Origin of the sequence: Mycobacterium lacus (genome assembly GCF_010731535.1) — a bacterium.
In the GTDB taxonomy this organism is placed as follows: domain Bacteria; phylum Actinomycetota; class Actinomycetes; order Mycobacteriales; family Mycobacteriaceae; genus Mycobacterium; species Mycobacterium lacus.
Genome location: NZ_AP022581.1, coordinates 313986 through 338659 on the forward strand (window position 1 = coordinate 313986; position 24674 = coordinate 338659).

28 protein-coding genes and 2 pseudogenes are annotated in these 24674 nt (G+C 65.1%); 18 read left to right on the forward strand and 12 right to left on the reverse strand.

Features of this window, described 5'->3' with window-relative positions; translation table 11 throughout:
- Positions 1-62: 62 nt before the first annotated feature.
- The 5 genes and pseudogenes from G6N24_RS01515 to G6N24_RS01535 form a co-directional block, all read right to left on the reverse strand.
- A complete protein-coding gene (locus G6N24_RS01515) occupies positions 63-695 on the reverse strand; it encodes a hypothetical protein (protein WP_139822180.1) in 633 nt (210 codons plus the stop codon).
- The gene (locus G6N24_RS01520) at positions 692-1414 is read right to left on the reverse strand and encodes a hypothetical protein (protein ID WP_085156339.1); all 723 of its coding nucleotides are present in this window, start codon (positions 1412-1414) and stop codon (positions 692-694) included. The genes G6N24_RS01515 and G6N24_RS01520 overlap by 4 nt, the downstream gene beginning before the upstream one ends.
- Positions 1415-1458: 44 nt before the next feature.
- On the reverse strand, positions 1459-1902 hold the full coding sequence (locus G6N24_RS01525) for a hypothetical protein (RefSeq protein ID WP_179963457.1): 444 nt from the start codon (positions 1900-1902) through the stop codon (positions 1459-1461).
- Positions 1903-2044: 142 nt separating this feature from the next.
- Positions 2045-2924, reverse strand: a pseudogene (locus G6N24_RS01530) (cytochrome P450); the annotation flags it as partial.
- On the reverse strand, positions 2860-3561 hold the full coding sequence (locus G6N24_RS01535) for an SDR family NAD(P)-dependent oxidoreductase (protein WP_085156333.1): 702 nt from the start codon (positions 3559-3561) through the stop codon (positions 2860-2862). The pseudogene G6N24_RS01530 and the gene G6N24_RS01535, both read right to left, overlap by 65 nt.
- 262 nt (positions 3562-3823) lie before the next feature.
- Between G6N24_RS01535 and G6N24_RS01540 the strand changes: the two are divergent.
- The 10 genes and pseudogenes from G6N24_RS01540 to G6N24_RS01585 all read left to right on the forward strand — a co-directional run.
- Positions 3824-3997 (forward strand): annotated as a pseudogene (locus G6N24_RS01540) (aldehyde dehydrogenase); the annotation flags it as partial.
- Positions 3998-4020: 23 nt separating this feature from the next.
- Positions 4021-5226, forward strand: coding sequence for a CaiB/BaiF CoA transferase family protein (locus tag G6N24_RS01545; protein ID WP_085156326.1), 1206 nt, complete (start codon positions 4021-4023; stop codon positions 5224-5226).
- Between the two features lie 76 nt (positions 5227-5302).
- Complete coding sequence (locus G6N24_RS01550) at positions 5303-6121, forward strand: MlaE family ABC transporter permease (RefSeq protein WP_085156396.1); 819 nt, start codon at positions 5303-5305, stop codon at positions 6119-6121.
- Positions 6122-6134: 13 nt separating this feature from the next.
- Positions 6135-6980 carry an ABC transporter permease gene (locus G6N24_RS01555; protein ID WP_085156321.1) on the forward strand — a complete coding sequence of 282 codons (846 nt, stop codon included), beginning with the start codon at positions 6135-6137 and terminating at the stop codon, positions 6978-6980.
- Positions 6981-7063: 83 nt separating this feature from the next.
- Positions 7064-8278 carry an MCE family protein gene (locus tag G6N24_RS01560; RefSeq protein ID WP_232070852.1) on the forward strand — a complete coding sequence of 405 codons (1215 nt, stop codon included), beginning with the start codon at positions 7064-7066 and terminating at the stop codon, positions 8276-8278.
- The gene (locus G6N24_RS01565; RefSeq protein ID WP_085156318.1) at positions 8275-9297 is read left to right on the forward strand and encodes an MCE family protein; all 1023 of its coding nucleotides are present in this window, start codon (positions 8275-8277) and stop codon (positions 9295-9297) included. The genes G6N24_RS01560 and G6N24_RS01565 overlap by 4 nt, the downstream gene beginning before the upstream one ends.
- A complete protein-coding gene (locus tag G6N24_RS01570; RefSeq protein WP_085156390.1) occupies positions 9297-10415 on the forward strand; it encodes an MCE family protein in 1119 nt (372 codons plus the stop codon). Before G6N24_RS01565 ends, G6N24_RS01570 begins: the two co-directional genes overlap by 1 nt.
- Positions 10416-10432: 17 nt before the next feature.
- Complete coding sequence (locus G6N24_RS01575; RefSeq protein ID WP_232070666.1) at positions 10433-11812, forward strand: MCE family protein; 1380 nt, start codon at positions 10433-10435, stop codon at positions 11810-11812.
- Entirely contained in the window at positions 11809-13065 is a 1257-nt protein-coding gene (locus tag G6N24_RS01580) for an MCE family protein (RefSeq protein ID WP_085156312.1), read from the forward strand. The genes G6N24_RS01575 and G6N24_RS01580 overlap by 4 nt, the downstream gene beginning before the upstream one ends.
- Complete coding sequence (locus tag G6N24_RS01585; RefSeq protein ID WP_085156308.1) at positions 13065-14768, forward strand: MlaD family protein; 1704 nt, start codon at positions 13065-13067, stop codon at positions 14766-14768. Before G6N24_RS01580 ends, G6N24_RS01585 begins: the two co-directional genes overlap by 1 nt.
- 17 nt (positions 14769-14785) lie before the next feature.
- On the opposite strand, the gene G6N24_RS01590 is transcribed toward G6N24_RS01585, so the two are convergent.
- Genes G6N24_RS01590 through G6N24_RS01600 form a run of 3 tightly spaced genes read right to left on the reverse strand, consistent with a single transcriptional unit; the run spans position 14786 to position 16688 of the window.
- Entirely contained in the window at positions 14786-15313 is a 528-nt protein-coding gene (locus G6N24_RS01590) for an Rv2253/PknI dimerization domain-containing protein (protein WP_085156387.1), read from the reverse strand.
- 23 nt (positions 15314-15336) lie between these two features.
- The gene (locus G6N24_RS01595) at positions 15337-15975 is read right to left on the reverse strand and encodes a hypothetical protein (RefSeq protein ID WP_085156305.1); all 639 of its coding nucleotides are present in this window, start codon (positions 15973-15975) and stop codon (positions 15337-15339) included.
- Entirely contained in the window at positions 15972-16688 is a 717-nt protein-coding gene (locus tag G6N24_RS01600; protein ID WP_085156303.1) for a hypothetical protein, read from the reverse strand. Before G6N24_RS01600 ends, G6N24_RS01595 begins: the two co-directional genes overlap by 4 nt.
- A 308-nt stretch (positions 16689-16996) precedes the next feature.
- Between G6N24_RS01600 and G6N24_RS01605 the strand changes: the two genes are divergently transcribed.
- Entirely contained in the window at positions 16997-17398 is a 402-nt protein-coding gene (locus G6N24_RS01605; protein WP_179963458.1) for a hypothetical protein, read from the forward strand.
- Positions 17399-17406: 8 nt separating this feature from the next.
- Here the strand turns inward: G6N24_RS01605 and G6N24_RS01610 are convergent, their stop codons facing one another.
- Together G6N24_RS01610 and G6N24_RS01615 are read right to left on the reverse strand one after the other, a co-directional pair.
- Positions 17407-17922 carry a TetR/AcrR family transcriptional regulator gene (locus tag G6N24_RS01610; protein ID WP_275997478.1) on the reverse strand — a complete coding sequence of 172 codons (516 nt, stop codon included), beginning with the start codon at positions 17920-17922 and terminating at the stop codon, positions 17407-17409.
- Positions 17923-18211: 289 nt separating this feature from the next.
- Positions 18212-19486, reverse strand: a complete 1275-nt coding sequence (locus G6N24_RS01615) for a cytochrome P450 (RefSeq protein ID WP_085156384.1) — start codon at positions 19484-19486, stop codon at positions 18212-18214.
- Between the two features lie 123 nt (positions 19487-19609).
- Here G6N24_RS01615 and G6N24_RS01620 point away from each other — a divergent pair, with 123 nt between their 5' ends.
- Positions 19610-20311: a TetR/AcrR family transcriptional regulator gene (locus G6N24_RS01620; RefSeq protein WP_085156294.1), complete on the forward strand. Its 702-nt coding sequence runs from the start codon at positions 19610-19612 to the stop codon at positions 20309-20311.
- Here G6N24_RS01620 and G6N24_RS01625 read toward each other — a convergent pair.
- Both G6N24_RS01625 and G6N24_RS01630 read right to left on the reverse strand, forming a co-directional pair.
- Positions 20227-20550, reverse strand: coding sequence for a hypothetical protein (locus G6N24_RS01625; protein ID WP_139822183.1), 324 nt, complete (start codon positions 20548-20550; stop codon positions 20227-20229). The genes G6N24_RS01620 and G6N24_RS01625 overlap by 85 nt on opposite strands.
- Positions 20551-20660: 110 nt before the next feature.
- Entirely contained in the window at positions 20661-21407 is a 747-nt protein-coding gene (locus tag G6N24_RS01630; protein WP_085156291.1) for an enoyl-CoA hydratase/isomerase family protein, read from the reverse strand.
- 260 nt (positions 21408-21667) lie between these two features.
- Here G6N24_RS01630 and G6N24_RS01635 point away from each other — a divergent pair, with 260 nt between their 5' ends.
- From G6N24_RS01635 to G6N24_RS01645, 6 genes are read left to right on the forward strand one after another with little or no spacing between them, the layout of a single operon-like run.
- Positions 21668-22849: an amidohydrolase family protein gene (locus G6N24_RS01635; protein ID WP_085156288.1), complete on the forward strand. Its 1182-nt coding sequence runs from the start codon at positions 21668-21670 to the stop codon at positions 22847-22849.
- A gap of 54 nt (positions 22850-22903) precedes the next feature.
- The gene (locus G6N24_RS25615) at positions 22904-23329 is read left to right on the forward strand and encodes an AMP-binding protein (RefSeq protein ID WP_372514582.1); all 426 of its coding nucleotides are present in this window, start codon (positions 22904-22906) and stop codon (positions 23327-23329) included.
- Positions 23290-23457 (forward strand): AMP-binding protein, encoded by a 168-nt coding sequence (locus G6N24_RS25620; RefSeq protein WP_372514587.1) that lies wholly within the window; start codon positions 23290-23292, stop codon positions 23455-23457. The genes G6N24_RS25615 and G6N24_RS25620 overlap by 40 nt, the downstream gene beginning before the upstream one ends.
- A gap of 2 nt (positions 23458-23459) precedes the next feature.
- Positions 23460-23906: an AMP-binding enzyme gene (locus G6N24_RS25625; protein WP_372514584.1), complete on the forward strand. Its 447-nt coding sequence runs from the start codon at positions 23460-23462 to the stop codon at positions 23904-23906.
- A gap of 40 nt (positions 23907-23946) precedes the next feature.
- Positions 23947-24039, forward strand: a complete 93-nt coding sequence (locus G6N24_RS25630; RefSeq protein ID WP_372514585.1) for a hypothetical protein — start codon at positions 23947-23949, stop codon at positions 24037-24039.
- The gene (locus G6N24_RS01645) at positions 24036-24671 is read left to right on the forward strand and encodes a fatty-acid--CoA ligase (RefSeq protein WP_085156285.1); all 636 of its coding nucleotides are present in this window, start codon (positions 24036-24038) and stop codon (positions 24669-24671) included. The genes G6N24_RS25630 and G6N24_RS01645 overlap by 4 nt, the downstream gene beginning before the upstream one ends.
- Positions 24672-24674 lie beyond the last annotated feature (3 nt).

Here is a 24674-nt window from a genome sequence, read left to right on the forward strand (position 1 = left end):
CGACACGCCGACTAATTGGGCGCCTTTGCGTCTGCTCGCGGTAGACGCCGCGGGCGCGATTCCTAGACTGGGTCGAACTTGGTGATCAGCCAGTTGCCGTTGATCCGGGTCAAGCTCACCAGCACGCTGCTGGCCGCCATCGACGGATCGGGCCTGTCCTTGCTTGTGGTGCTCTGGTCGACGAACACCAGAACCACGGCCGAATCCGGATGCAACTCCGATACCGCGGCGCCCATCACGTGGGCGGTCGTTTTCAGCGACTTCTGTTTGGCGGCCGGAGCCACGATCTGCTCGGTGAATTGGTTGTAGTACGACAGGAATTCACCGGAAAGGTGCGACTTGGCGGTGGCAAAATCCTTGTCGAGCGATTCGGGCGAGTAGGACAGCAACGCGACCGTTCCGTTGGACGCCGCGCTGATCACCGCCCGGGCGACGGCGGGGTCAGTGCGTTGATTTGGCTGGTACCGCTTGAAGTACAGCCACGTCGTGGCACCGCCAGACGTCAGCAGCAACACGACCAGAATCACGGGGACGAGTTTCACGTTGCGCAGCAGGCGCGACCGCCGGGCGGAGTCATCATCTTCGGCGGGCAGCTCCGTCGCCGACTCGTCGACCGCGGTTTCGGCCCCGTCCGGATCGTCCTCGACCGCCTCGGCGGCCTCGTTGGTTTCGATGTCGCGGGTGTCATCGGTCACGGTACGAACTCGACTTTCGACATCTTGTACTGTCCGCCCTCTTCGGTCACGGTTACGCGGAGCCGCCACACACGCGGTTCGTCCTTGGCGCCTATGGAATTGGTGACCCGCGATGTCGCCGAAACCAGTACCGATGCGGAATGTTCGTGCATGGATTCGATGGCGGCCGCGTTGACCGTTCCCTGGGTGACCACTTTGGACTGCTCGACCACCGACGCGAAATCCTTTGCGCGCTGGCCGAAGTCGTCCCTGAACTGGCCGGTGGAGCTGTCAAGCACGCGCTGGACGTCTTCCTGGGCTTTCTTGAAGTCCATGGTGGTCATGTTGACGACGCCCTGCCTGGCCCCCGCGACGAAGTTCGCGGCGCGCTGCGTTCGCTCGGCGGCGTCTCGGTCTTGCCACAAGATGTATCCGCTGACTCCGGCAAGGGCGCAGATGAGAACGATCGTGGCCGCCTTGGAGATCGCCGACAGTGACGGCAACCGTCGTCGCCCGCCGGCCTGCCCGGATTCGGGTTCCGCGGCTGCGAGGGTCTTGTCGGCGGTCTCGGCGGCCTCGGCCGCCGCCGCGCGCCGCAGCCTGGCCGCGCGGGCGCGGGCGCGCGCGGCGGCGGCCAGCGCTTCGGCTTCGGCTGCTTCTGCTTCGGCCTCTTCGATCAACGCCATCGCGTCGGCCTTCGACGGGGCTAAATCTTCCGGCGGTTCTTTCGCCTCAGCCATCGCGCATACCACCCGTCACCAACATCATCGATCGAACTCCGGCACTACCATCGCACGAGCGAGAAGGGGTAGGTGTGGGTGCCTCCTGGTCCGCCGCCGCATCCCGTGTCGAACGTGGAGACCACCTGGCCGCCCAGTGAGGCTGCATCCCACGAATAGACGTCATGTGAGGGAAAGAACTGGATCACGCAGCGCACACCATCGGGCACGTCGACGCTCATGGTGTAGCGACCATCCGCCAGGTAAGCATTTCCGTCGTAGGGCGCCGCTTGCCCGTTGGGTTGCGGTATCGCTTCTATATGTAGGCATCCCGGCTCGTTGCTGGTGCACGCCCGAATCGCCCAAAGCCAGCTGTGGCCAGGATCGCGGTCGGTGTCCAACCGGTAGTTGCCGACCACCATGTCCGCGCGGGCGGCCGGCGTAAGAGTCAGCGTGGCCATGGCAAGCCCAAGGCTTAGGGCTAATGTCCTCACCGGTCTGTCTCCCATCTCTGCGAACGCGCTCGGCGGGCTTGGCCTGAATATAAGGCGCGGTCACGCTGAACACGACTACTCGGAAAAATCTCGGCACTCACGGCCCACCATCTCTGGCGGTGCCCCCAAGTTGGGTGGCGAAGCGGCCCAGGCCCGACGGGTCGTGGTTTGCCATCGCCTACGAAATCCAAACCGCTCGCCCTCCTTGAAGTGGATCCCATCAGTTCGACGTCTTCGGAGAAGGTCTGGCCATCACCGGGCGCTGCGGTGAAGTAGCGCAGGAACTCTTCGGCCGCGGGGTCGAGCGGGGTTTCGCGCCGCGTGTTGAGTAGCGCTCGTAGGCCGGGGTGCTGTGAAAGCCATTCCAGCGCATGGGCGGTCAGGACCGTCGTGGTCTCGAAGCCACCACGGATGACAAACCCCAGGTTCCCGAATGTTTCCAGATCGGGAGCGGGCTCGCCGTCGATGCGCATTTCGAGCAGGGCGCTGACCAGACCGGGTCGGGGATTGGCGCGTATCTCGATCATGTTGTTGACCAGATCGAGCCCGATCTGCGGTGCAACTCGGCAACTCGTTGGATGTCCGGGCTGTGCTCGGGGGTGTAGACCGCGGCATGCGTCGGCTCGCTGTAGATCTTCCATTTCTTCAACGGGATGCCCATGAGCGCCAGCGGCAGAACGGCGGGCACGACGTTGGCCAGATCGTCGACGAATTCGATGCTGCCTTCCTCGATCCTGTCGTCGAGGCGGGCGCGCGCCACCTCGTCGATGAATGGCGCCCAGCGCCTGACAGCGGCCGGTGACAGATAAGGGGTTCAGGACGTTGCGATAGATGCGGTGCTCAGGGCCGTCCATCTCGAGGATGCCCCCGCGCACCCCGTTGATGCGCCTAACCGTCGGGATCGAAATGCCTTTCTAGCCACGGCGTTCGTTGTTGACGTCGTGGTCGTTGGACACCGCCGGGCACTCCTGCTCAGGTGTTTCGGCCGCCGTTGACGCCCAAAATCTGCCCGGTGATGTAGCCGGCCTCCTCGGACACCAGAAAGGCGCACGCCGCGGCGATGTCTTCCGGCCTGCCCATCCGGCGTACCGGGGTCTTCGCGATGTTCTGCTCGACGTCGCCGAGGAACCCCCGCGCCTCGGCGGAGCGCAACATCGGGGTGTCGATGAAGCCCGGTGGCACGGCGTTGACCGTGATGCCGCTGGGCCCGTACTCGAGCGCCAAGGATTTAGTGAGCCCGTTGACGGCTGATTTCGCCGCCACATAGTGAGCCATGTAGGGCTGGCCGGAATGCGCGCTCGACGACGAGATGTTGACGATCCGGCCCCATCCGGCCTCGATCATGTCGGGCACCACCGCCTGGATCGTATGGAAAACGCCGTTGAGGTTGACGTCGATCACGCGCTGCCAGTCCTCGAACGTGATGTTGCTGAAACGCTGGAATCCGTCCAGGCCGGCGGCGTTGACCAGCACGGTGACCGGTCCCAGCCGGCCGCGGATTTCCGACAGCGCGGCATCCACCTGCGCGCGCTCCGTGACGTCGGCGGTGTAGGCGAGGTCCGTGTCGGATGGTTGGAGGTCGATGGTCGCCACGTCGAGGCCGTCGGCGCGCAGGCGCTGCGCGACGGCCCGGCCGATGCCGGAGCCGCCGCCGGTGACGACGGCGGTCTTCACGTGGCGACCTTTGCGTACGCCTTTACGTATAACAGCCAGGCCGTCTCAATCATAAAGAATCTTCCTTTCAATTGTGAGAACCTTACTCTCATCTGCGAGCGGCCGGCAAGCTTGCCCGAAAACTGCTGCTCGGCCTGCGCCGAGAGGTCCACGGCGCCTACCGCTGAGCGATTGCTTAGCTGGCGGGCAGGTCTGCGCCGTTTCAAGGACCTTCTTGAATTCGCTGACCTCGAATGTAAGATTCGCCAAGAAGGAGAATGAAATTATCGTGATTGTTACCACACAAGGCGCCCGCACGCCTTCGCTGGCCGACCGCCGGCTGTTGATCAACGGCCGACTCGTCGCAGTCGGGCAGATCTTCTCGTCGATCAATCGCGCGACCGGTGCGGTCCTGGGACACGCCCCGGATGCCGGCGTGGCGGAGGCCGACGCCGCCGGGCCGGCTGGAGGAGCCCCGGCATGAATCCGCTGGCAGGCATCCGCGTGCTGGAGGTCGCCATGTACGGGTTCGTCCCGTCGGCGGGTGCGGTGCTGGCCGAATGGGGCGCCGACGTGGTCAAGGTCGAGCACGCCGTGACCGGCGATCCGCAACGCGGACTCCGGCAGACCGGCATGTTGCGGGTCGAAGGCGACCCGAACCCCAACATCGAACACGCCAACCGCGGCAAGCGCAGCATCGGACTGGACATGTCGGTACCCGAGGGCAAGGAGGTGCTTTACGAGCTGGCGCGCCGTTCCGACGTGTTCCTGACCAGCTTCCTGCCCGGTGCGCGGCAGAAGTTCGGCATCGACGTGGACGACATTCGCGCGGTGAACCCGAAGATTATCTACGCCCGAGGCAGCGCGCTCGGCCCCCGCGGCGCGGAGTCCGTCAAGGGCGGCTATGACATGACCGCCTTCTGGTGCCGGGCCGGAACCGCCGCCACCATCACCCCGATGGGCTACGACGGGATGATCAACCCGCCGGGGCCGGCGTACGGCGACACCATCTCCGGCACCAACCTCGCCGGTGGCATCGCGGCGGCGTTGCTCAAGCGCGAGCGTACCGGTGAACCGTCCGTCGTCGACGTGTCGCTGCTGGGCAGCGGCCTGTGGTCCTTGGGCCACACGGTGGCGTTGACCATGCACCTGGGTCAGCTCATGCAAGCGCCGCCGCCGGGCATACACGGCTCCCCGGTCAACCCGCTCGTGGGGGTGTACCCGACCTCCGACGGCCGCTACATCTCGTTGGTGATGATGCAGCCCGGCAAGTTCTGGGCCGACGTGTGCCGGCATATCGATCGGCCGGAACTGGCCGACGATCCCCGGTTCGCGACCGCGGAGAAGATCGCCGCAAACACGGCAGATGCGGTGGAGATCTTGACCAAGGTCATCGCAACCCGCACGCTTGCCGAGTGGAGCGAACGCTTTGCGACGCTCGCCGGGCCGTGGGCGCCGGTGCAGGACACCCTGCAAGCGGCCGACGACGCCCAGGTCCGCGCGAACGAGTATGTGCTGCGCGCAGGCGAACTCGACCTGGTCGCCAACCCGGTCCAATTCGATGTCACCGCACCGCACACCGGGCCGGCACCCGGATTCGCCGAGCAGACCGACGAGATCCTGTTGGAACTCGGACTCGATTGGGACCGCATCATCGAACTCAAGACGGCCGGCGCCGTCACTTGAGTACAGCAGGGAGCCGGAGATCCTGAAATGCTTGAGCCGAACGCCTGTCTCGTAACGTCGGAAGGATCTGATGCCGATGGCAGATAGGCGCGTCGACCGCTGGTCACCCGGATTGCCCCCGCTGAAACTGAAATGGGACCTCTCCGGGCCCATGCAGGCAGTCGGGGGCTTGTTTGCGATGTCGGCGGACGCCGTCAAGTTCGTATTTCGACGGCCTTTCCAGGCACGCGAGTTCTTGGAACAGTCATGGTTTGTCGCGCGCGTTTCGCTGGCCCCCACGCTGTTGGTGGCCATCCCGTTTACCGTCCTGGTCAGTTTCACGCTCAACATCTTGTTGCGTGAACTGGGCGCCGCGGACCTCTCGGGTGCGGGTGCCGCGTTCGGCGCGGTCACCCAGGTGGGCCCGCTGGTTACGGTGTTGATCGTGGCGGGCGCGGGTGCCACGGCGATGTGCGCGGATCTTGGGTCGCGAACCATCCGCGAGGAGATCGACGCGATGGAGGTACTGGGGATCAACCCGGTGCAACGCCTCGTGACACCGCGGATGCTGGCCTCGGGGTTGGTGGCCCTATTGCTCAACAGCCTGGTCGTCATCATCGGAATTCTGGGCGGCTATACGTTCTCGGTATTCGTCCAGGACGTCAATCCCGGCGCATTCGCCGCAGGCATCACCCTGTTGACCGGCGTCCCCGAGGTGATCATTTCCTGTGTCAAGGCAGCGCTTTTCGGCCTCATCGCCGGATTGGTGGCGTGCTATCGCGGCCTGATCATCAGTGGCGGGGGCGCCAAGGCCGTTGGCAACGCGGTGAACGAGACCGTGGTCTACGCCTTCATGTCGCTGTTCGTCGTCAACGTGGTCGTCACCGCGATCGGCATCAAGATGACGGCGAAGTAACGGGGGAGATGCGATGACGCTGCGCGCCGCCTATCCCGGGCTGTTCCGCCAACTCGAACGCCCGATAGGCACCCTCAACCGAATTGGCGATCACACCATTTTCTACGGGAAGGCGATCGCTGGGGCACCGTTTGCGGCGGTGCACTACCGGCGCGAGGTCATCCGGCTGATTGCCGAGATCAGCATGGGCGCAGGCACTTTGGCGATGATCGGCGGAACCGTGGTGATCGTCGGCTTCCTGACGCTGGCCGCGGGCGGCACGCTGGCCGTTCAGGGCTACAGCTCGCTGGGAAATATCGGTATCGAGGCGCTGACCGGCTTTCTCGCCGCGTTCATCAATGTGCGTATTTCGGCGCCAGTGGTCGCCGGGATCGGCCTGGCGGCAACCTTCGGCGCCGGGGTGACCGCTCAGCTGGGTGCCATGCGGATCAACGAAGAGATCGACGCGCTGGAAAGCATGGCCATTCGCCCGATTTCGTACCTGGTGAGCACCCGGATCCTGGCCGGAATGCTCGCGATCACGCCGCTGTACAGCATCGCGGTGATCCTGTCATTCGTCGCCAGCCAGTTCACCACGACCTTCCTGTTCGGGCAGTCGGAAGGATTGTACGCCCACTACTTCAACACATTCCTGAACCCGATCGACTTGTTGTGGTCGTTCCTGCAAGCCGTCCTCATGGCGCTCACCATCTTGCTGATCCACACGTACTACGGCTATTTCGCTTCCGGTGGACCATCCGGCGTCGGCAACGCGACTGGAAACGCGGTGCGCACCTCGCTTGTCGTCGTGGTGTCGGTAACGCTGCTGGTTTCGCTGTCTATTTACGGTAGCAACGGCAACTTCAACCTGTCGGGATAGGAGAGGATGGGAACAGAAGAGTGACGGGAAATCTCGGACCGGGTCCCATCCACCGGTCTGAAACCACCAGTGCGGCAGCGCCGATCGGCGCTTCGCCGGGGCAGCACTTCGGCGCCCGATCGTACGGGCGACCGCTGGCCGGCCTGGCGACCGTTGCGGTGGTCGTCGCGATCTTCGTGCTGGCGGTGGGCCTGTTCCGGGGCAGCTTCACCGAAACCGTGCCGGTGACCGTGATCTCGCCACGCGCCGGCCTGGTGATGAACCCGGACGCCAAGGTGAAGATGCGCGGCGTGCAGGTGGGCAAGGTTGCCTCGATCGAATCGCTGCCGAACGGCCAAGCGGCCATCCACCTGGCGATGTACCCGTCGCAGTTGGGTTACATTCCCGCCAACGTGCTCGTCGACATCACGTCATCGACGGTGTTCGGCGCCAAGTTCGTCCAACTGGTAGCACCCGCCGAGCCCTCGGCGCAGCGGCTACACGCCGGCCAAACGCTGCAGGGCAAGCACGTCATGGTCGAAATCAACACGGTGTTTCAGCAACTGACGTCGGTGCTGTCGAAGCTCGATCCGGCCAAGCTCAATGAGACACTGGGCGCGCTGGCAAGGGCGTTCAACGGGCGTGGCGCAAAGATCGGTCAATCGCTCAGCGACCTGGATTCGCTTCTGGCCAAGCTGGATCCGAGCCTTCCCGCATTGAGTTACGACATCGCTGTCTCGCCGGAGGTGTTCAACGCCTATTCCGACGCGGCGCCCAACCTGGTGAAGACCGCCGCTAACGCGACGCGGATCAGCCAGACGATTGTCGACGAGCAGCGCAACCTGGATGCGTTGCTGGTCAGCGCGATCGGATTGGCCGACATCGGCAATGACGTCGTGGGCACCAACCGCAAGCCGCTCACCGATGTGCTGCATCTGCTGGTGCCCACCACCGACCTGACCAACGCCTACAACAAGGCGCTGACGTGCGGCTTGGGCGGGGTCGCGAAGCAGGCCACGCTTCCGCCGTTGCTCGAGCCGGGCATCTGGTTGTCGGCCAGTCTGGTGTGGGGCGCCGAACGCTACCGATACCCAACGCATTTGCCCAAGGTGGCGGCGACGGGCGGCCCGCAGTGCGTGGGCCTTCCGAACATTCCCTTCAATACGAGTCCGCCGTTCGTCGTCGCCGATGTCGGCGCCAACCCGTGGGAGTACGGAAACCCGCAACTGCTGATCAACTCCGACCTGCTGAAACAGCTGCTCTACGGGCCCATCGCCGGCCCACCGCGCAACTCCGCTCAGATCGGAGAACCCGGATGAGGACGCGCGCCACGCTGATCAAATTCGCGGTCTTCGGGGTCGTGATGGCGGTGCTGACCGCCTTCCTGTTCTTCATCTTCGGCCAATACCGGACCGGTGCGACGACCGGGTATTCGGCAGTGTTCGCCGACGCATCGCGTCTCAAGGCGGGGCAGTCGGTGCGGGTCGCCGGGATCAGGGTGGGTACGGTCAACAGCGTTTCGCTGCGGCCGGACAAGAAAGTCCTGGTGAAATTCGACGCGGATCGCAACGTGGTCCTCACCGAGGGCACCAGAGCGGCGGTCCGCTACCTCAACCTGGTCGGCGATCGGTATCTGGAGCTCATGGACGGCCCGGGCTCGGCCAAACGGCTGCCGGCCGGCGGGCAGATTCCCGTCGACCGCACATTACCGGCGCTTGACCTCGATCTGCTACTCGGCGGACTGAAACCCGTTGTCCGGGGCCTGAATCCGCAAGATGTCAATGCGTTGACGTCGGCGCTGTTGCAGATATTCCAAGGGCAGGGCGACACCCTGCGTTCGCTGTTTGCCAAGACGTCCACGTTTTCGAATGCCTTGGCGGACAACGATCAAACGGTGCAGCAACTGATCGACAACCTGAACACCGTGGTGGCCACGATCGATAAGGAAGGCGGCAAGTTTTCGAGCGCCATCGACCGCCTCGAACGACTGATCAGCGGCCTTTCCCAAGACCGTGACCCGATCGGCGCGGCGATCGATTCGCTGGACAGGGGGACCGCCTCGCTGACCGATCTGCTGTCGAACGCGAGACGGCCGCTGGCCGGCTCCGTGGACCAGCTCAACCGGACGGCCCCGCTCCTCGATCAGGACAAGGATCGCATCGACGCTGCCCTGCAGAAGCTGCCGGAGAACTACCGCAAGCTGGTGCGACTTGGCACCATGGGCAGCACCATTCCGTATTACGTCTGCGGTTTGTGGCTGCGGGGTACGGACCTGCAGGGCCGCACCGTGGTTGCCCCGTGGTTTAAGTCGGATGCCGGAAGGTGCTCGGAGCCCTGATGCTGAGATATCGCGGAGTTGGGCTGATCAGGGCCGGATTCATCGGCGCTGTCTTGGTTGTGCTCGTCATCCTGGTGGGCCTGTCGCCGGAACGGTTGATCTCGTGGGCAACGATGGTCAGGTACCAGGCCTTGTTCTCCGAAGCCGGCGGCCTCGCGCTGGGCAACGCCGTGACGGTTTCGGGGGTCAAAGTCGGCACGGTGTCCAGTGTTTCGCTGCAAAAAGGCGATGCCCTGGTGACGTTCATGATCAAGGGGAGCGTTCCGCTCGGCTCGCAAACCAGCGCGCATATCCGGACCGGTACCCTGCTCGGCGAACGGGTGCTGACCTTGGAGTCGGCCGGCAGCGGCACGCTGCGTCCGATGGCCGTCATCCCGGTCTCGCGCACGTCGTCCCCCTACTCTTTGACCGACGCCGTCAGCGACGTGACGACGAACTTCGCCGGTACCGACACCGGATCGCTGAACCAGTCGCTCGATACGTTGTCGGCGACGCTCGACCAGATCGCGCCGCAATTGGGGCCGACTTTCGACGGGCTGACGCGGTTGTCGCGAAGCCTCAACAGCCGCAACGAAAAACTGGGCGATCTTTTCAAGACCGCCAGCGATGTCACGGGAATACTGTCCGAGCGCAGCCAACAGGTCAACGCCCTCATCCTCAACGCCGACGATCTGCTCGAGGTATTGGCGGCGCGTCGGCAGGAGATCGTCGACCTGCTGGCCAACACGTCGGCGGTGGCCAAGCAGCTGTCGGGAGTGGTGCACGACAACGAAAGTGAGCTGGCGCCGACGTTGGAGAGGCTGAACTCGGTGGTAGCGATGCTGGAGAAGAACCGAGATAACATCAGCAAAGCGTTGCCGGCTCTGGCGAAGTATCAAATCTCGTTGGGCGAGGCCGTCGCCGGCGGCTTCTATTACCAGGCGTTCGTACCGAACCTGCTTGTCGGGCAACTCTTCCAGCCGTTCCTCGACTACCTCTTCGGTTTCCGCACCTTCGACACCGCGACCGGTCCCGGCACGCCCTCGACCGTGCCGCGGTCGTTGTTCCCGTTCCCGTACAACGGGATTCCCCCCTGCGATGGCTGTACGTTGGGTGGCAGGATCGGGGGCGGACAGTGATGTCACGGTTCACGCGAATGCCGCGCAAGAGGCCTATGGTCGCGGTCGTACTGGTAGCGCTGATCGTGGCCGGCGCGGCATTGGTCCTCCGCGATACCGTCTTCCGCCCGACGACGATTACCGCCTATTTCACGACCACCACCGCGATCTATCCCGGTGACGAGGTGCGGGTCTCCGGGGTAAAAGTCGGTCGGATCAAGTCCATCCAACCGCAGGGCACAGTAGCCAAGATGACGCTCCAGGTCGACCGGGACGTGCCCATTCCGGCGGATGCCAAAGCGGTCATCGTCGCGTCAAATCTGGTGGCCGCCCGCTACGTCCAGCTCGCACCGGCCTATCGGGACAGCGGGCCGATCATGCCCGACGGTGGCGTTATACCCGTCGAACGGACCGCGGTGCCGGTCGAATGGGACGAGGTCAAAGCCCAATTGATGCGGTTTGCAACGGATTTGGGACCCAGAAGTGGTGTGTCGGGCACGTCGGTGGGCCGGTTCATCGACAGCGCCGCCAACGCGCTCGAGGGTACCGGCGACAAATTGCGGCAGACGCTGGCGCAACTGTCTGGCGTGGGGCGGATTCTCGCCAACGGTAGCGGCAACATCGTCGATGTCATCAAGAACCTGCAAGCCTTCGTCACCGCGCTGCGCGACAGCAGCACCCAGATCGTCGCGTTCAACAATCGGCTGGCCACGCTCACCAGCGTGGTCGACGACAGCAGATCCGAGCTCGACGCGGCGCTGAGCGATCTGTCCACGGCGGTCGGCGAGGTGCAGCGATTCATCGCCGGCACGCGCAATCAGACCAGCGAGCAAGTCGCCCGATTGGCCGATCTCACACAGATTCTCGTGGATAAGCGCATGGCGCTGGAAAACATTCTGCACGTCGCGCCGAATGCGATCGCCAACTTCTACAACGACTACAACCCCGACACCGGAACCATCGTCGGAGGCTTCGGGGTAATCAACGAGGCGAATCCCACATTTTCGGGTGTGCTCGTCCCGCTTCCCGTACCCGGTTGTTCCGCCACCGGCAGCATCGCGAACGTCACCGCGGTCGAATCGAGCAAACTGTGCGCGCTGTTCCTGGGCCCCGGGATGCGGCTGCTCAACTACAACAATCTGCCGATTCCCCTCGACCCATTCCTGCAGCCGTCGGCCCGCCCGGAGAGCATCATCTATACCGAGCCGCGCCTGGCGCCCGGTGGCGAGGGCCCGAAACCCGGACCGCCCGAAATCCCGCCCGCGGTGTCGGCGTATACCGGCCTGCCGGGAGATCCCGTCGGGCCGCCCGGGGCGGTGCCGCCGGCACGGATACCGGGCGCGGCGATGCCGTTGCCGCCCGCGCCGACGACGCCGGCGGAACCGTCACCGCTGCCAGCCGAAGAGGGCCAACCATGACCGCCCGGGTTGTCGCTCGACGAGTGTTCGCCATCGGTTGTTGCGTGGTATTGACGGCGACGGGATGCGCATTCCACGGCCTGAACTCCCTACCGCTGCCCGGCGCGGTGGGACGCGGGCCGGGCGCCGACGTCTACCACGTCGAAATCGCGAACGTCGGAACGTTGGAGTCGAATTCGCCGGTGATGATCGATGATGTGGTGGTCGGCAGCGTAGGCCCGATGAGGGTGCGGGGCTGGCACGCCGATGTCGAGATCTCGGTCAAGCATGATGCAGTCGTTCCAGCCAACGCGGTAGCCAGCGTCGGTCAGACCAGCCTGCTGGGGTCGATGCATCTGGCGCTGAATCCGCCGCTCGGTCAGCCCGCGACCGGGCGCCTGCAACCGGGCGCCACCATCCCGCTGAACAAGTCGTCGACCTACCCGTCGACCGAGCGGACGCTGTCGTCGCTGTCGGTGATCGTCAACGGCGGGGGACTGGGGCAGATCGAAGACATCGTGCACAATTTCAGTGCCGCGTTGGCCGGCCGCCAGGGCGCGGTCCGTGACCTGATTACTCGCCTGGACAAGTTCGTGGGCACACTGGATGACCAGCGCGACAACCTGATCGCGTCCATCCAGGCGTTGAACCGGCTGGCCGCTACGTTCGCCGGACAGCGCGACGTCATTTCCCAGGCGCTGCGTAAGGTACCGCCGGCGCTTGAGGTTCTGATCAATGAGCGGCCCCGGATCGTGACGGCACTCGAGAAGCTCGGCACCTTCAGCGACACGGCAAACAAACTCGTCAACGACGCGCAGGCCGATCTCGTCAAGAACCTGAAAAACCTGGAGCCCACCATCCGCGCGCTCGCGGACCTCGGACCCGACCTCGGCGTGGCGCTCGCGCAGGCGCCGATTTGGCCGTTCCCCCAGAACCTCATCAACCGAGGTGTCCGAGGCGACTACTTCAACCTGTTTGCTCAGTTGGACTTGACGATTCCTCGGCTCAAGCGCGGCCTGATGTTGGGGACCCATTGGGGGCAGTTGCACGAACCGGAGCCACCGGCGCCGGGCGAACCCTTCTACCTGAATTACACGCGTGATCCACTACGGGCCGGCGTGGCGGGACCCCCGCCCGGTTCTCCGCTTCCCGGGCCGCCGCCCGCCGCCGTACCGGCGCCGGCGGCGGGTATTGGTGAAATGCTGCCGCCCACAACGGATCAGAGTGCGTCTGTGCCGCCATTGGAGGCACCGGCGACGGGGGCGGGTGGATAGTGCTGTCGCGCTTCGTTCGGATCCAGCTGGCGATTTTCACGATCGTCGGGATCATCGGCGTGATCGCGATGGTCCTCTTCTACATCCAAGCGCCGACCCTGTTGGGCATTGGTCGGATGACGGTCACGCTGGAGCTACCGGCCGCCGGCGGCCTGTACCGGTTTTCCAACGTGACCTACCGCGGCGTGCAGGTGGGCAAGGTCACGTCGGTGGGATTGACGCCGACCGGCGCCAAAGCGACGCTGTCCCTGGACACTTCGGCCAAGATTCCGGCGGACCTGAAAGCGGAGGTGCGCAGCGTTTCCGCGGTGGGCGAACAATACGTGGACCTGCGGCCCAGGATCGACTCGCCGCCCTACTTGCACGACGGCTCGGTTATCGCCATGCGCGACACCACGATCCCGGAAGCGGTCGGCCCCATGCTCGATCAGGTCAGTGCCCTCATCGATAGTATCCCCAAGACCAAACTCGGCCAATTGCTTGACGAATCCTTCCAGGGCTTCAACGGATCCGGCTACGACCTTGGATCGCTGTTCGACTCGTCGGCACGAATCTCCGGTGACGCCAACGGCGTCGCCGACCGCACCCGAACGCTCACCGAAGACACCGGGCCGCTACTGGATTCGCAAGCTCGCACCACCGATGCCATCAGAACGTGGGCACGCAGCCTCGCCGGGATTTCGGACGTGCTGGCCGAGGACGATTCACGGGTGCGCACTCTGCTTCGAAACGGACCCGAGGCTGCCAACGAGGCGTCGCGGCTGCTCAATCAGGTCAAACCGACGCTGCCGGTGCTGCTCGCCAACCTGACCACGATCGGCCAGATCGGCATCACCTACCATCCCTCGCTGGAGCAGCTGCTGGTGCTGCTGCCGCCAGCCGTCAGCGCAACCCTGCAGTCGGGCAGCCAGAACCACCCGGACGGAATGCCCGTCGGCGACTTCGCAATCACGATCGACGATCCGCCTATCTGTACGGTCGGCTTCATGCCCCCCAACATGTGGCGATCCCCGGCCGACACCACCGTCATCGATACGCCGGATGGGCTGTACTGCAAGCTCCCGCAGGATTCACCGCTGGCGGTACGCGGCGCTCGCAACTATCCATGCATGGGGCACCCCGGAAAGCGGGCGCCCACAGTCGAAATCTGCAACAGCGACAAGCCATACGAGCCGCTGGCGATGAGACAGCATGTGCTCGGCCCCTACCCGCTGGATCCGAACCTGCTCTCGCAGGGTGTCCCGCCCGATGACCGGGTCACCGCCAACGACAGGATCTTCGGCCCGGTGGAGGGTACACCGCTGCCGCCTGGAGCGGTCCCGAGGGGAACACCGCCGGGGCCGCGGGGAACGTATGGACCGCCGGGGGAGGGATATGCTGCCCCGCCGCTGCCGTCGTCGGCCACCATGTCGACACAGGCGGCTGACTTTCCGCCCATAGCGCCACTTGACGTCCCCTTGGCGGGCGAGCTTCCGTCACCACCCGCCGCGCCCGCACCGCCCGACTCGGCCAATGGTGGACAGCCGCAGGCCGCCCCAAGCTCGTTCGGCGGCATGGCCGGTAAACCCGTGCCGTCGGTTGCGATCGCCCAATACGACCCGCACACCGGTCGGTATGTCGGTCCGGACGGGAAGTTATACGAGCAGTCGGATCTCGTGCCGTCGACAGCGCCCAAAAAGTGGCAGGACATGCTGCCCACCTAAAGCCGTGAACGAGCCGGTCAGCCTATCTTGTCCAGCCGGAACGGCAGCTCGACATCAAGCCACTGGTTTTGCCCGCATGCGCCACTAGGGCCGATGGTCTTGTCCTTACCGGCCATTGTCGGTGACCCGAGTTGCGGTAGGCCCTGTGAGTTCACCCCATAAAAGTAAAAGGTCTGCTTCCCGGTGAAGGCGGTGCCGTCGGGACACCGCTCCCAGTTCGGCACGTCGCGTTTGACGTACCAAGTGCCCCCGTCATGCGTGTAGAGCGGTGCGCTCCATCCCTGATCGCTTGTCACCGTGCCGGTGCATTCCTGATACGTGGTGCACGACGAGCTGATGGTCCACGTGCTGGTTACCGTCGGCTCGGCGTGATACTGCTCGTTCGTCTTGGCCCGTTCACCGATGGAAGTGGCGCGGTACGTCCCGTTGATCGGGACGTCGTCCATGGATGCACGGGCCGACGGTGCCGACGGTGCCGCAGCCAGACCGCCGAACGCGGTGGCGGCCAATAGGATTGCGGTGGGGATTGTTCCTACTGAACGCATCGGGTGCTCCTCGTGCGATGAGATCACAGCGGATCGAACTTTGCGATCAGCCAGGAACCCTTGACCTTGGTCAGCGTGACAAGGACGCTGATAGCGGTCGTCAGGGTTTCGGACTTTATCTTGCTTGCAGTGGTCTGATTGAGGAACACCAGCACAACGGCCGAATCCGGGTGTAACTCCGACGCGGCGGCCCGAACCACCTTGGCTGTCGTCGTCAGTTGCCCATCCCGTGCCGCCGGCGCCAGGCCCTGTTGGCTGAATTTGTCGTAGTAGGCCAGGAAGCCGCCGGTGAGACGCGATTTCGCGGTAGCGAAATCGTGCTCAAGGTTGTCGTAGGAGTACGACAGCAGCGCCACGGCGCCGTCGCAGGCCGCCTGGATTGCCCGGTGCGCTGCCGAGTCGTCGATCTGCCGATCCGGTCGGTACTGAGTGACGAACAAGCCGACAGCGACTCCCATCGCGGCAACGACCACGGCCGCCGCGACCATTGGTCGCCACCTGGTCAAACACCGTCGGGTCCAGCGTGCGATCGCGGCCAGTCCGCGGGTGCCCGCCGATCCCGCCGAAGCGGGCGGTATCTCCATCTCGCCGGGGGACGGAGTTTCGGTGCTGCCGATCGGGGCTTCCATGGTGTCGGCCGATGACGTGTGCTTGACAATCATTGCAGGAAGTCAACTTTCGACATTTTGAGCTGGCCGCCGTCCCGCTCGATGTTGACGCTGAGCCGCCACATGGCCGGTGGTCGTTTCGTGTTATCAGGATTGGTGACATCGGATTTCGCCGCGACGAGCACGACTGCCGAGTTGTCGGTCACCGATTCGACGGCGACGGCGTCCACGGTCACTTTGCTGCTGACCCTTGAATCCTCCGCCTGCTTGGCGAGAAGGCTTGAGGTCGCTGACAGTTGGGCCTTCAGCTGGCCCGTGGAGGCGTCGATGATGCGCTGGAAGTCCTCCCTGGCGTGGTTGGCGTCGATCGACATCAGCGTCGTGACCCCGAGACGTGCCGCCGCAGCGTACTCCCGGGCGAGCTGTCGCTTGTGCATGACGGTGTGGTGCTGCCACACCACGTAGCCGTTCGCGGCGAGCGAGACGCAGGCGAGCACGGTCGCAGTGGTCGCGGCCACCGCCTTCCGTCCTGGGCGGCCCAGCCGGCGTAACCGCGACGGCGACTTTGTGGGGCGGCGGTCAACGCGGCCGGCGCCACTGGTTTCTGTGGTTCCGGCTGCCCGGCGCAGGCGCGCGACGCGGGCCCGGGCCGCCGCGGCGCGCGCTTCGGCCCGGGCCACTTCGTCCTCTGCGTCGGCTGCCGAAATGGGCGTCTCGTCGCCGGAACCGATCCGGGAGCGCGGCGGTGGTTGGTTGGGGCCGGGCATGTCCCCGGGGTCGGCACGATGGTCGGCAGGCGGTTCCGACGAACGCCGCCGCGACCGCCGGGTGGACCTTTCCGGTCGCTCCGGATCGTGCACGGAGAAGCAGCCTATCACTTCCGGCCAGGGCGTACCGCGGTCATCGGAGGAGGGCTTGTGTGGCTCTTAACATGCGGAAATACCCGTGCGTCAGCCGACGCGGTGCGGCGGCATTCGGGGGCGTTCGATGGGTCGAGGGCGGTTGCGCCACGTGATCTTCTCCAAGAAGGAGAATTCCCTTTTCAGTCCCTTTTCGGGTGTGGCAGAGTGAGGGGGTGCGATCGATCGTGGCACTGGTTGCCGCGTTGCTCGGTGCCGGCGTGCTGGCGGCGCCGCGCGCCTCCGCCGAGCCAACGGTGTGCGACTACCCGGCCTGCACCCCTGGCATCATGCCGCACGTCGTCCTCGGCGCCCCGTGCGACAACACCACGTACTACGTTTTCGGGACCGCGGACTATTACGTCTCCTTCGCCTCACAGCCGGGACGGCTGATGTTCTGCGGCTCGCCGAGAAGATACGAGCCGCGATGGTTCCGATCACCTCCGATGGCGGGAGTCAAGGAGGAGGGCGCCGACTGCACCCGGTACCAGAACTACGTCGCGCAAGCGCCCGATGGCCTGTTCCTGGTCTGCATTGGCCATGACGGTGTGACGACCTGGGTCCGCGCCGACACATAACGCCGCGATTAGTCGACCGCATCGATCAGCCGGCGGGTGATGCGCCCCAGCTGGGCGCGCAGGGTGTCATCGTCGACGTCGGCCACCAGCGGATGCAACACTCCAACCGCGATGGCGCCCGACAGCATCGCCGCCGACACCCGCGCGTCGTCGGCGGCGTCATCGAGCAGCACACCGTACAGCCGCTGGATGAATTGCCGGAAGGGTTCGTGCTCGGCCAGCAGCCGCACGACGACGGGGTCGAACTGTAGGGTGCTCGCCGCGCCGCGACGCTCGACGGCCAGGTCGATGATGCGGTCGAGCAGCTCCTCGCGTGCCTTGCCCCGGTGGTCGTTGGCCTCGGCCGCCTCCAGAGCCTCCTCGAGCCGGCCGAGTTCGCGTTCCGTGAGCGCGATGACGATCTGCTCCTTGGTCTTGAACTGGTGGTAGACGGCCGCCTTCGTGACTCCGACGGCATCGGCGATCATCTGTAACGACGTTCCGCCGACCCCGTGCTCGGCGATCAACTTCAGCGCGGCGTCCAGGGTACGTGTCTGCGCGGCGCTGCGCGTGATGAAACGAAACCCGCTCTGGAGCCTTGGAGAAACCACAACGGGAGCCTAGCCGATCGGCTACGCGCTGGTCCTATCGTGCCGACCGGTGGACGCGTGGGTGTGCGTATCGTCGCCGCCTGCCCGGGCACTTGGGGGCCGCTGATGCAGTCACGAGATCGGTGGTGCCCTGGGCTGTGGTAGTCACATCTGCCCCACGTATCCCGGGCCCGAGCGCCTCACCGCGACAACGTAAGGCACGCAAGGGATTTGTCGCTGCGACCTAACCTTTCGGCGTGAACGTGAGGCAAAGTTTGGTCAGTCCGCGCAGAATATACGTCGGTTCGTACGTGTATCGGCGATGGTCGGCCGGCCCATGTTCGTCCTCGTTGATCTTGATGTCGGCCATGCGGTCCAGGATGCGTTCAATGGAGACCCGGCCCTCCACCCGGGCGAGCGGCCCACCGGGACACGAGTGCACTCCGCGTGCGAACGCCATGTGTTCGCGGACGTTTTTTCGATCCAGCCGGAACTCGTGGGGGTCGTCGAACCGGCGCGGATCGCGGTTGGCCGCACCCGGTAACACCATCACGACGGTGCCGGCGGGTATGTCGACGCCGCCGACCCTGGTGGCCCTGCGGGCCAGCCGCGAGTCGCTCTTGACGGGGCTGTCGATGCGCAGCGACTCCTCGATGAACCCGGGGATCAGGCTGCGGTCGTCACGTACGTGTCGCTGGATGTCGGGCCGCTCCGCCATCACCTGTAGCGCGGCACTGAGCAGCTTGGCCGTCGTTTCCTGTCCGGCCGCGAAGAGGAACGTGGCTGAACGAACGACCTCGATGACCTCGGGTGTGGATCCGTCCGGATACTTCGCGGTCGCCAGCGCGGTCAGGACGTCGTCGCGCGGTTGGCGTCGCCGGTCCTCGATATAGGAGCCGAACTTTTCGTCGAGCCACTCCAGCGGGTTGACGCCGACCGACTCATGGTCCAGCGCGCCCACGCGGCCCGGGCGGTCGGCACCCAAGACGACGCGAAACGCCTTATGGTCCTCCTCGGGGACACCGAGCAAATCGGCGATCACCAACGTTGCGAACGGCTTTGAGTATTCGCCAATGAACTCGCACTCGCCGTTGGCCAGAAACTCGTCGAGCTGGCGATCGGCCAGGCGCCACATGAACGCCTCGTTCTGTTTCAGCCGGCTTGGGGTCAGCAGCCGGCTCAGCAGCGATCGAGCGCGGGTATGGTCCGGTGGATCCATGGTCACCATGTGCTCGAACATCGGGAAGTAACTGCGGTGCTGCTCGATCTGCGGGCCGATGTCGTCGCCGTCGGGGTGGAAGGGCAGTGGGGGAAACGGCCCGCCGAGCGCGACGATGTTCGAGAAGGTGTCCGGGTCCTTATAGACCTCGGTGGCTTCTTCGTAGCCGGTGACGGCGACGACGCCGTAGTGGGGCAGTCGAAGCACGGGGTTTTGACTGCGCAGGTAATCGAAGTAGGGGTGCGGATCGCGAACGAGAGACGGATCGGTGAAGAAGTCGATCGTTTCAAACTCGCTCATGTCGTGCGCGCCTCCCCAACTGCTGAGCACCTGCTTAGCATGGCGGTGATGCCAGGGTCAAGGTCACCTACGCCCGGCAGCACGGAGGTCGGGTTTGCGGTCGGGCAGGTACGGTGTCAAGGCATGAGATCGGCCCGCAGGATTGGGGCGCCGGACGCGAAGAACCGCGGCCTGCTGCTCGACGCGGCCGAGCGGTTGATGGTCGAGGAGGGCTACGCCGCGGTCACGTCGCGCCGCCTCGCGCACAAGGCGGGGCTGAAACCTCAATTGGTGCACTATTACTTCCGCACCATGGAGGAGCTGTTCGTCGAGGTCTTCCGCCGCCGCGCCGAAGAAGGTCTCGAGGTGCAGGCGCGAGCGCTGCAATCGCCCCAACCGCTATGGGCGCTGTGGAGGTTCGGCACCGATCCGGCGTTCACCCGAATCTCGATGGAATTCATGGCGCTCGCCAACCACCGCAAGCAGATGCGAGCCGAAATCGCTTATTACGCTGAACGTTTCCGCGAGGAACAACGAAAAGCGGTGACGGCTGCGCTGCAGCGGTATGGGGTGGACAGCCAGGATGTGCCGCCGGTGGTGTGGACGGTGATCATGACCAGCTTGTCGCGGCTACTGGTGCTCGAGCAGGCTATCGGCATGTCGGCCGGGCATGCCGAAACCTTTGAGCTGGTCGAAAGTTATCTGCGCCGCCTGGAAGGCGAGCCGCAGCCGATTGCGGACATACCGCGGTCCTGGATGGTTCACCAATGGCGCAGCGAGCAGAGCACGCCCTTGGGTCCGTCCTTGGATACGACGACGGTCCCGTCCACCGACAGGTCGCAATGAAACTGCGGCGTGCCGGGTTCGGTACCGCTGCTGGCCGAGACCATCGCCCACTGGTCGGGGTTCGCCAGCTCCAGTTCGAAGCTCCACGGCTTGCCCGGCGCGATATCGGCCTGGATGTTGGGGGTGAACGAGTAGGGGTTGTGGCTGTAGTCGGCAAAGATGGCCGGCTCGTGATCGATGTAGTAGATGTCGGCGTAGATCGGATTCTGGGCGGTGACGGTGTACGTGACGTGATGCATGACGGGGTCGTCGGCATGTGCTTGTCCGGTGCTCGTGACTAGACCGGTCCCCCCCAGAAGCACCGCACCGAGCACGGCTGATCCCGCGCCCGACAACCTGTACGCGGTGGTCATGTCGCTCCTTCGGCTGCCGTACGTGGACTGGCGGTGCGGTTCATGACCCGCTCTGCGGCCCGCCAATGTGCGTCGGCAACCCACAGCCGTGCAAAGGATGCTATCGCCTCGTCCGGCGAAACTCCGCTGATGACGCGCTTTATCTCGGTCGCCGGGTGGTGAGCCAGCGACCGCGCGATCGATCGCCAGCCCGCGTCGAACGATGAGCGGGGCAGCACCAGATCGACCAGGCCGATCCGCTCGGCCTCGACCGCGTCGAGCGCGGTTCCGGTGCCCGCCAGAAGCAGCGCCTTGCCCCTTCCGACGAGCGCGGCCAGTCGCTCGGTGCCGCCCCAGGCCGGCATGATCTCCAGCTCCACTTGATTGAAGGCGATCTTGATGTCGTCGGCCGCCACCCGGATGTCGGCGGCGACCGCGACTTCGGCGCCGCCGCCGAACGCGTGGCCGTTCAGCGCGGCGACCACCGGAGCCGGGAACCGGGCGAGCTGATCGCAGATCGACCGCATCCGCTTGGCCATCGCGGCGGCGTCCTCCTCCGTCCGCAGAGTGCTCAGCTCCTTGAGGTCGCCGCCCGAGACGAAGGCCCGATCGCCGGCACCCTTGATCACCAGGGTTCGCGCGCCTGATGCCGCGTCGAGCGCCTGTTCCAGCCGCCGCATGGTGTCCAGTGCGATGGCATTGCGCGCGTGGGGACGATCGATGGTTACCACGGCCAACCCGTCATCGACCTCCAGCTCCACCATGCGTGCTTGCTCCTTGGCCGAACGCAGCCGATATTGGCATTCTCTTATCGGGAGAATAACATCATCGCCGCAGGTCCAGAAGTTTCGTCGCCCGGGATCGAGGTGTCCGAGTGCGGACTGCCACCGGGTAGCGGACCGACAAACCCGGTGAACCGGCCACCGCCACCGTCAAGATCGTCATGTGCTGACTGCGTCGCTACCACGTTGCGGTCGACCATCAGCGGAGAATAGTATTCTCATAAATCGCGAAGGAGGATTCCATGGCGTCGACCACCTTGTCGTATCCGCTGTTCGACGCGGACAACCATCTCTACGAGACCGAGGAGTCGCTGACCAAGTTCCTGCCCAAGCGGTACCGGGAAGCGATCCAGTACGTGCAGGTCAACGGGCGTACCAAGATCGCGATCCGGGGAGTGATCAGCGACTACATCCCCAACCCGACCTTCGAGGTGGTCGCGCGTCCGGGCGCGATGGAGGAGTACTTCAAGCACGGCAACCCCGAGGGCAAGAGCCGCCGCGAGATCTTCGGCGAGCCGATGCGCGCCATCCCGGCCTTCCGTGAGCCCGGCCCTCGCCTGGCGCTGATGAACGAGCTCGGGGTGGACCGCTCGCTGATGTTTCCGACGCTCGCGAGCCTCATCGAGGAGCGCATGCGCGACGACCCGCTGCTGATCCACATCGTCGTGCACGCCCTCAACGAGTGGCTCGACGACGTGTGGGGCTTCAACTACCAGAACCGCATATACACCGTGCCGGTGATCAGCCTGCCGATCGTCGAGAAGGCCATCGAAGAACTCGACTGGGTCGTCGAGCGCGGTGCCCGGGCGATCCTGGTCCGCCCAGCCCCGGTGCCCGGCTACCGCGGCCCGCGGTCCTATGCGCTGCCCGAGTTCGATCCGTTCTGGCGGCGCTGCGTCGAGTACGACGTGCTGGTCGCCATGCACTCGTCCGACAGCGGCTATGCGCGTTACACCGCCGAGTGGGATGGCGGCGACCAGGAGATGCTGCCGTTCCAGACGAACGCGTTCGCCATGCTCAACGAGTGGCGCCCGGTGCAGGATGCGGTGGCGTCGTGGGTGATTCACGGTGCGCTGTATCGCAATCCGCTGCTCAAGGTGGCGGTGATCGAGGCCGGTTCCAAGTGGATGTTCCCGCTGCTGGACGGTCTCGCCGACGTCTACAAGAAGACCCCGGAGAGCTTCCCCGGCGGCGACCCGGTCGAGGAGATCAAGAACCGCGTCCACGTCAGCCCCTTCTACGAGGACGGGATCGACGACCTCATCGGCCTCATCGGCGTGGACCGTGTGCTCTACGGGTCTGACTACCCGCACCCGGAGGGGCTGGCGCAGCCGACCCACTATGCCGACGCGTTGCAGCACCTTCCCGTCGCAGACCAGGCAAAGATCATGGGCGGCAACTTGGCTCGGCTCGTTTCCGTGTGACGCCGCGCTGCGACGATCAGGGGCTCAGAACCGCCCGACGAGGAGCAGCGCCAGATGACGCAGTGGCAGACCATCCCTGAAATGGTCTGCAGCGCGGCGGAACGCTTCGGCGACGCGGAAGCGATCGTCGACGGTTCGCTGCGGCTGACGTTCGCGCAAGACATCGATCGAATCCGGTGTGCCGCAAGGGCGTTTGTTGATCTCGGTGTCCGCAACGGAGAACGGGTCGCCATCTGGGCACCCAACTCCGCAGAGTGGATCATCGCCGCGTTCGGGCTGCTCACCGCGGGCGGCGTGCTCGTGCCGGTCAACACGCGGTTCAAGACCGAGGAAGCGGGCGACGTCATCGGCCGCAGCGGAGCCAAGGCCGTCCTGGTGCAAAAGCAGTTCCTGGGGCGGGACTACACCGCGCCCGCGGGTACACCGGTCATCGATCTCACATCGGGCTTTCTTTCCGGCGGATCCCGGTGCGCGCGGTGAGCGGCGCCGACGTCGCCGACGTCATCTTTACCTCGGGCACGACCGGCCGCCCGAGGGGCGCGATGATTGAATCATCAGCAAACGCTGCGAATGTACGAGGAATGGGCGACGCTCGCCGATCTGCGTGAGGGTGACCGCTACCGGTCACGGGCTCACCGAGGCCGGCAACGTGAACTTGTCTCGGCCTGGCGATTCGCTCGAAGACGTGGCCACCACCGCCGGCCTGCCCTGCGAGGGGGTCGAGGTGCGCATCGCGGACGACCACGTGATCCTGGTGCGCGGATACAACGTCATGCAGGGCTACCTCGGCGATGCCGTCGCGACCGCGGAAGCGATCGATGCCGAGGGCTGGTTGCACACCGCAGACCTGGGCAACGTCGACGACGCGGGCCGCCTCCGCGTGGTGGGCGGCAAGAAGGACATGTTCATCCTCGGCGGGTTCAACGCCTACCCGGCGGAGATTGAGGGCTTCCTGCGCGAGCACCCCGCGGTGGCGCAGGCCGCGGTGATCGGACTCCCCGACGATCGTCTCGGCCAGGTGGGCAAGGCCTTCGTAGTACAGAAGACCAAGAACTAAGGTGTCGGAAGACGACTTGCTCGCGTGGTGCCGGGAGCGAATGGCAGGATTCAAAGCGCCGAGTTCCATCGAGTTCCTCGACGAGCTGCCGCTCAATGCCACAGGGAAGGTGATGAAGGACCAACTCCGTTGACTGACGGCGACATTCACGCAATGGTGATCGCGTCGGACTACCGGGTTCCGGATCCGACACGTGTGCGGCCCCTGCTCGAGCGCAATAGGTCGGCGCTTGCCGGCATCGGCGCCCACCACGTTCTGGTGTATGCGTCCACGCACGACCACGGCCGCGTCCTGGTGATGATCGGAGTGCATAGCCGTGAGCCGATCGTGGAGCTGCTCCGCTCACAGGTGTTCTTCGACTGGTTCGATGCCATCGGCGTCGACGACATCCCTGCGGTCTTTGCCGGCGAGATCGTCGACAGGTTCATCGCCGCACCCGCGGCCCCGCCGTCGAATCCCAGAGCACCTGGAGTGGTGGTGGCCGCGATCGCATCTGTCGACGACGTATCGACGCTGACCCGCCAAGTCCGCCTTGCGATGGACAGGCTCACCGCGGCAGGAATCCGAAAGACCTGGGTATTCCAGGCTTTTGACGATGTTCACGAGGTGTTGATCCTGCAGGAGTTCCCCGACGAGGAGAGCGCGCGGCAGTGGATCGACCATCCCGACGCCGCGGCCCAGTGGATGTCCGGAGCCGGGGTGGGGGCCTACCCGCCGCTGTTCGTCGGCCGGTTGTTCGACACGATGCGTATCGATGCCCACTGAGCC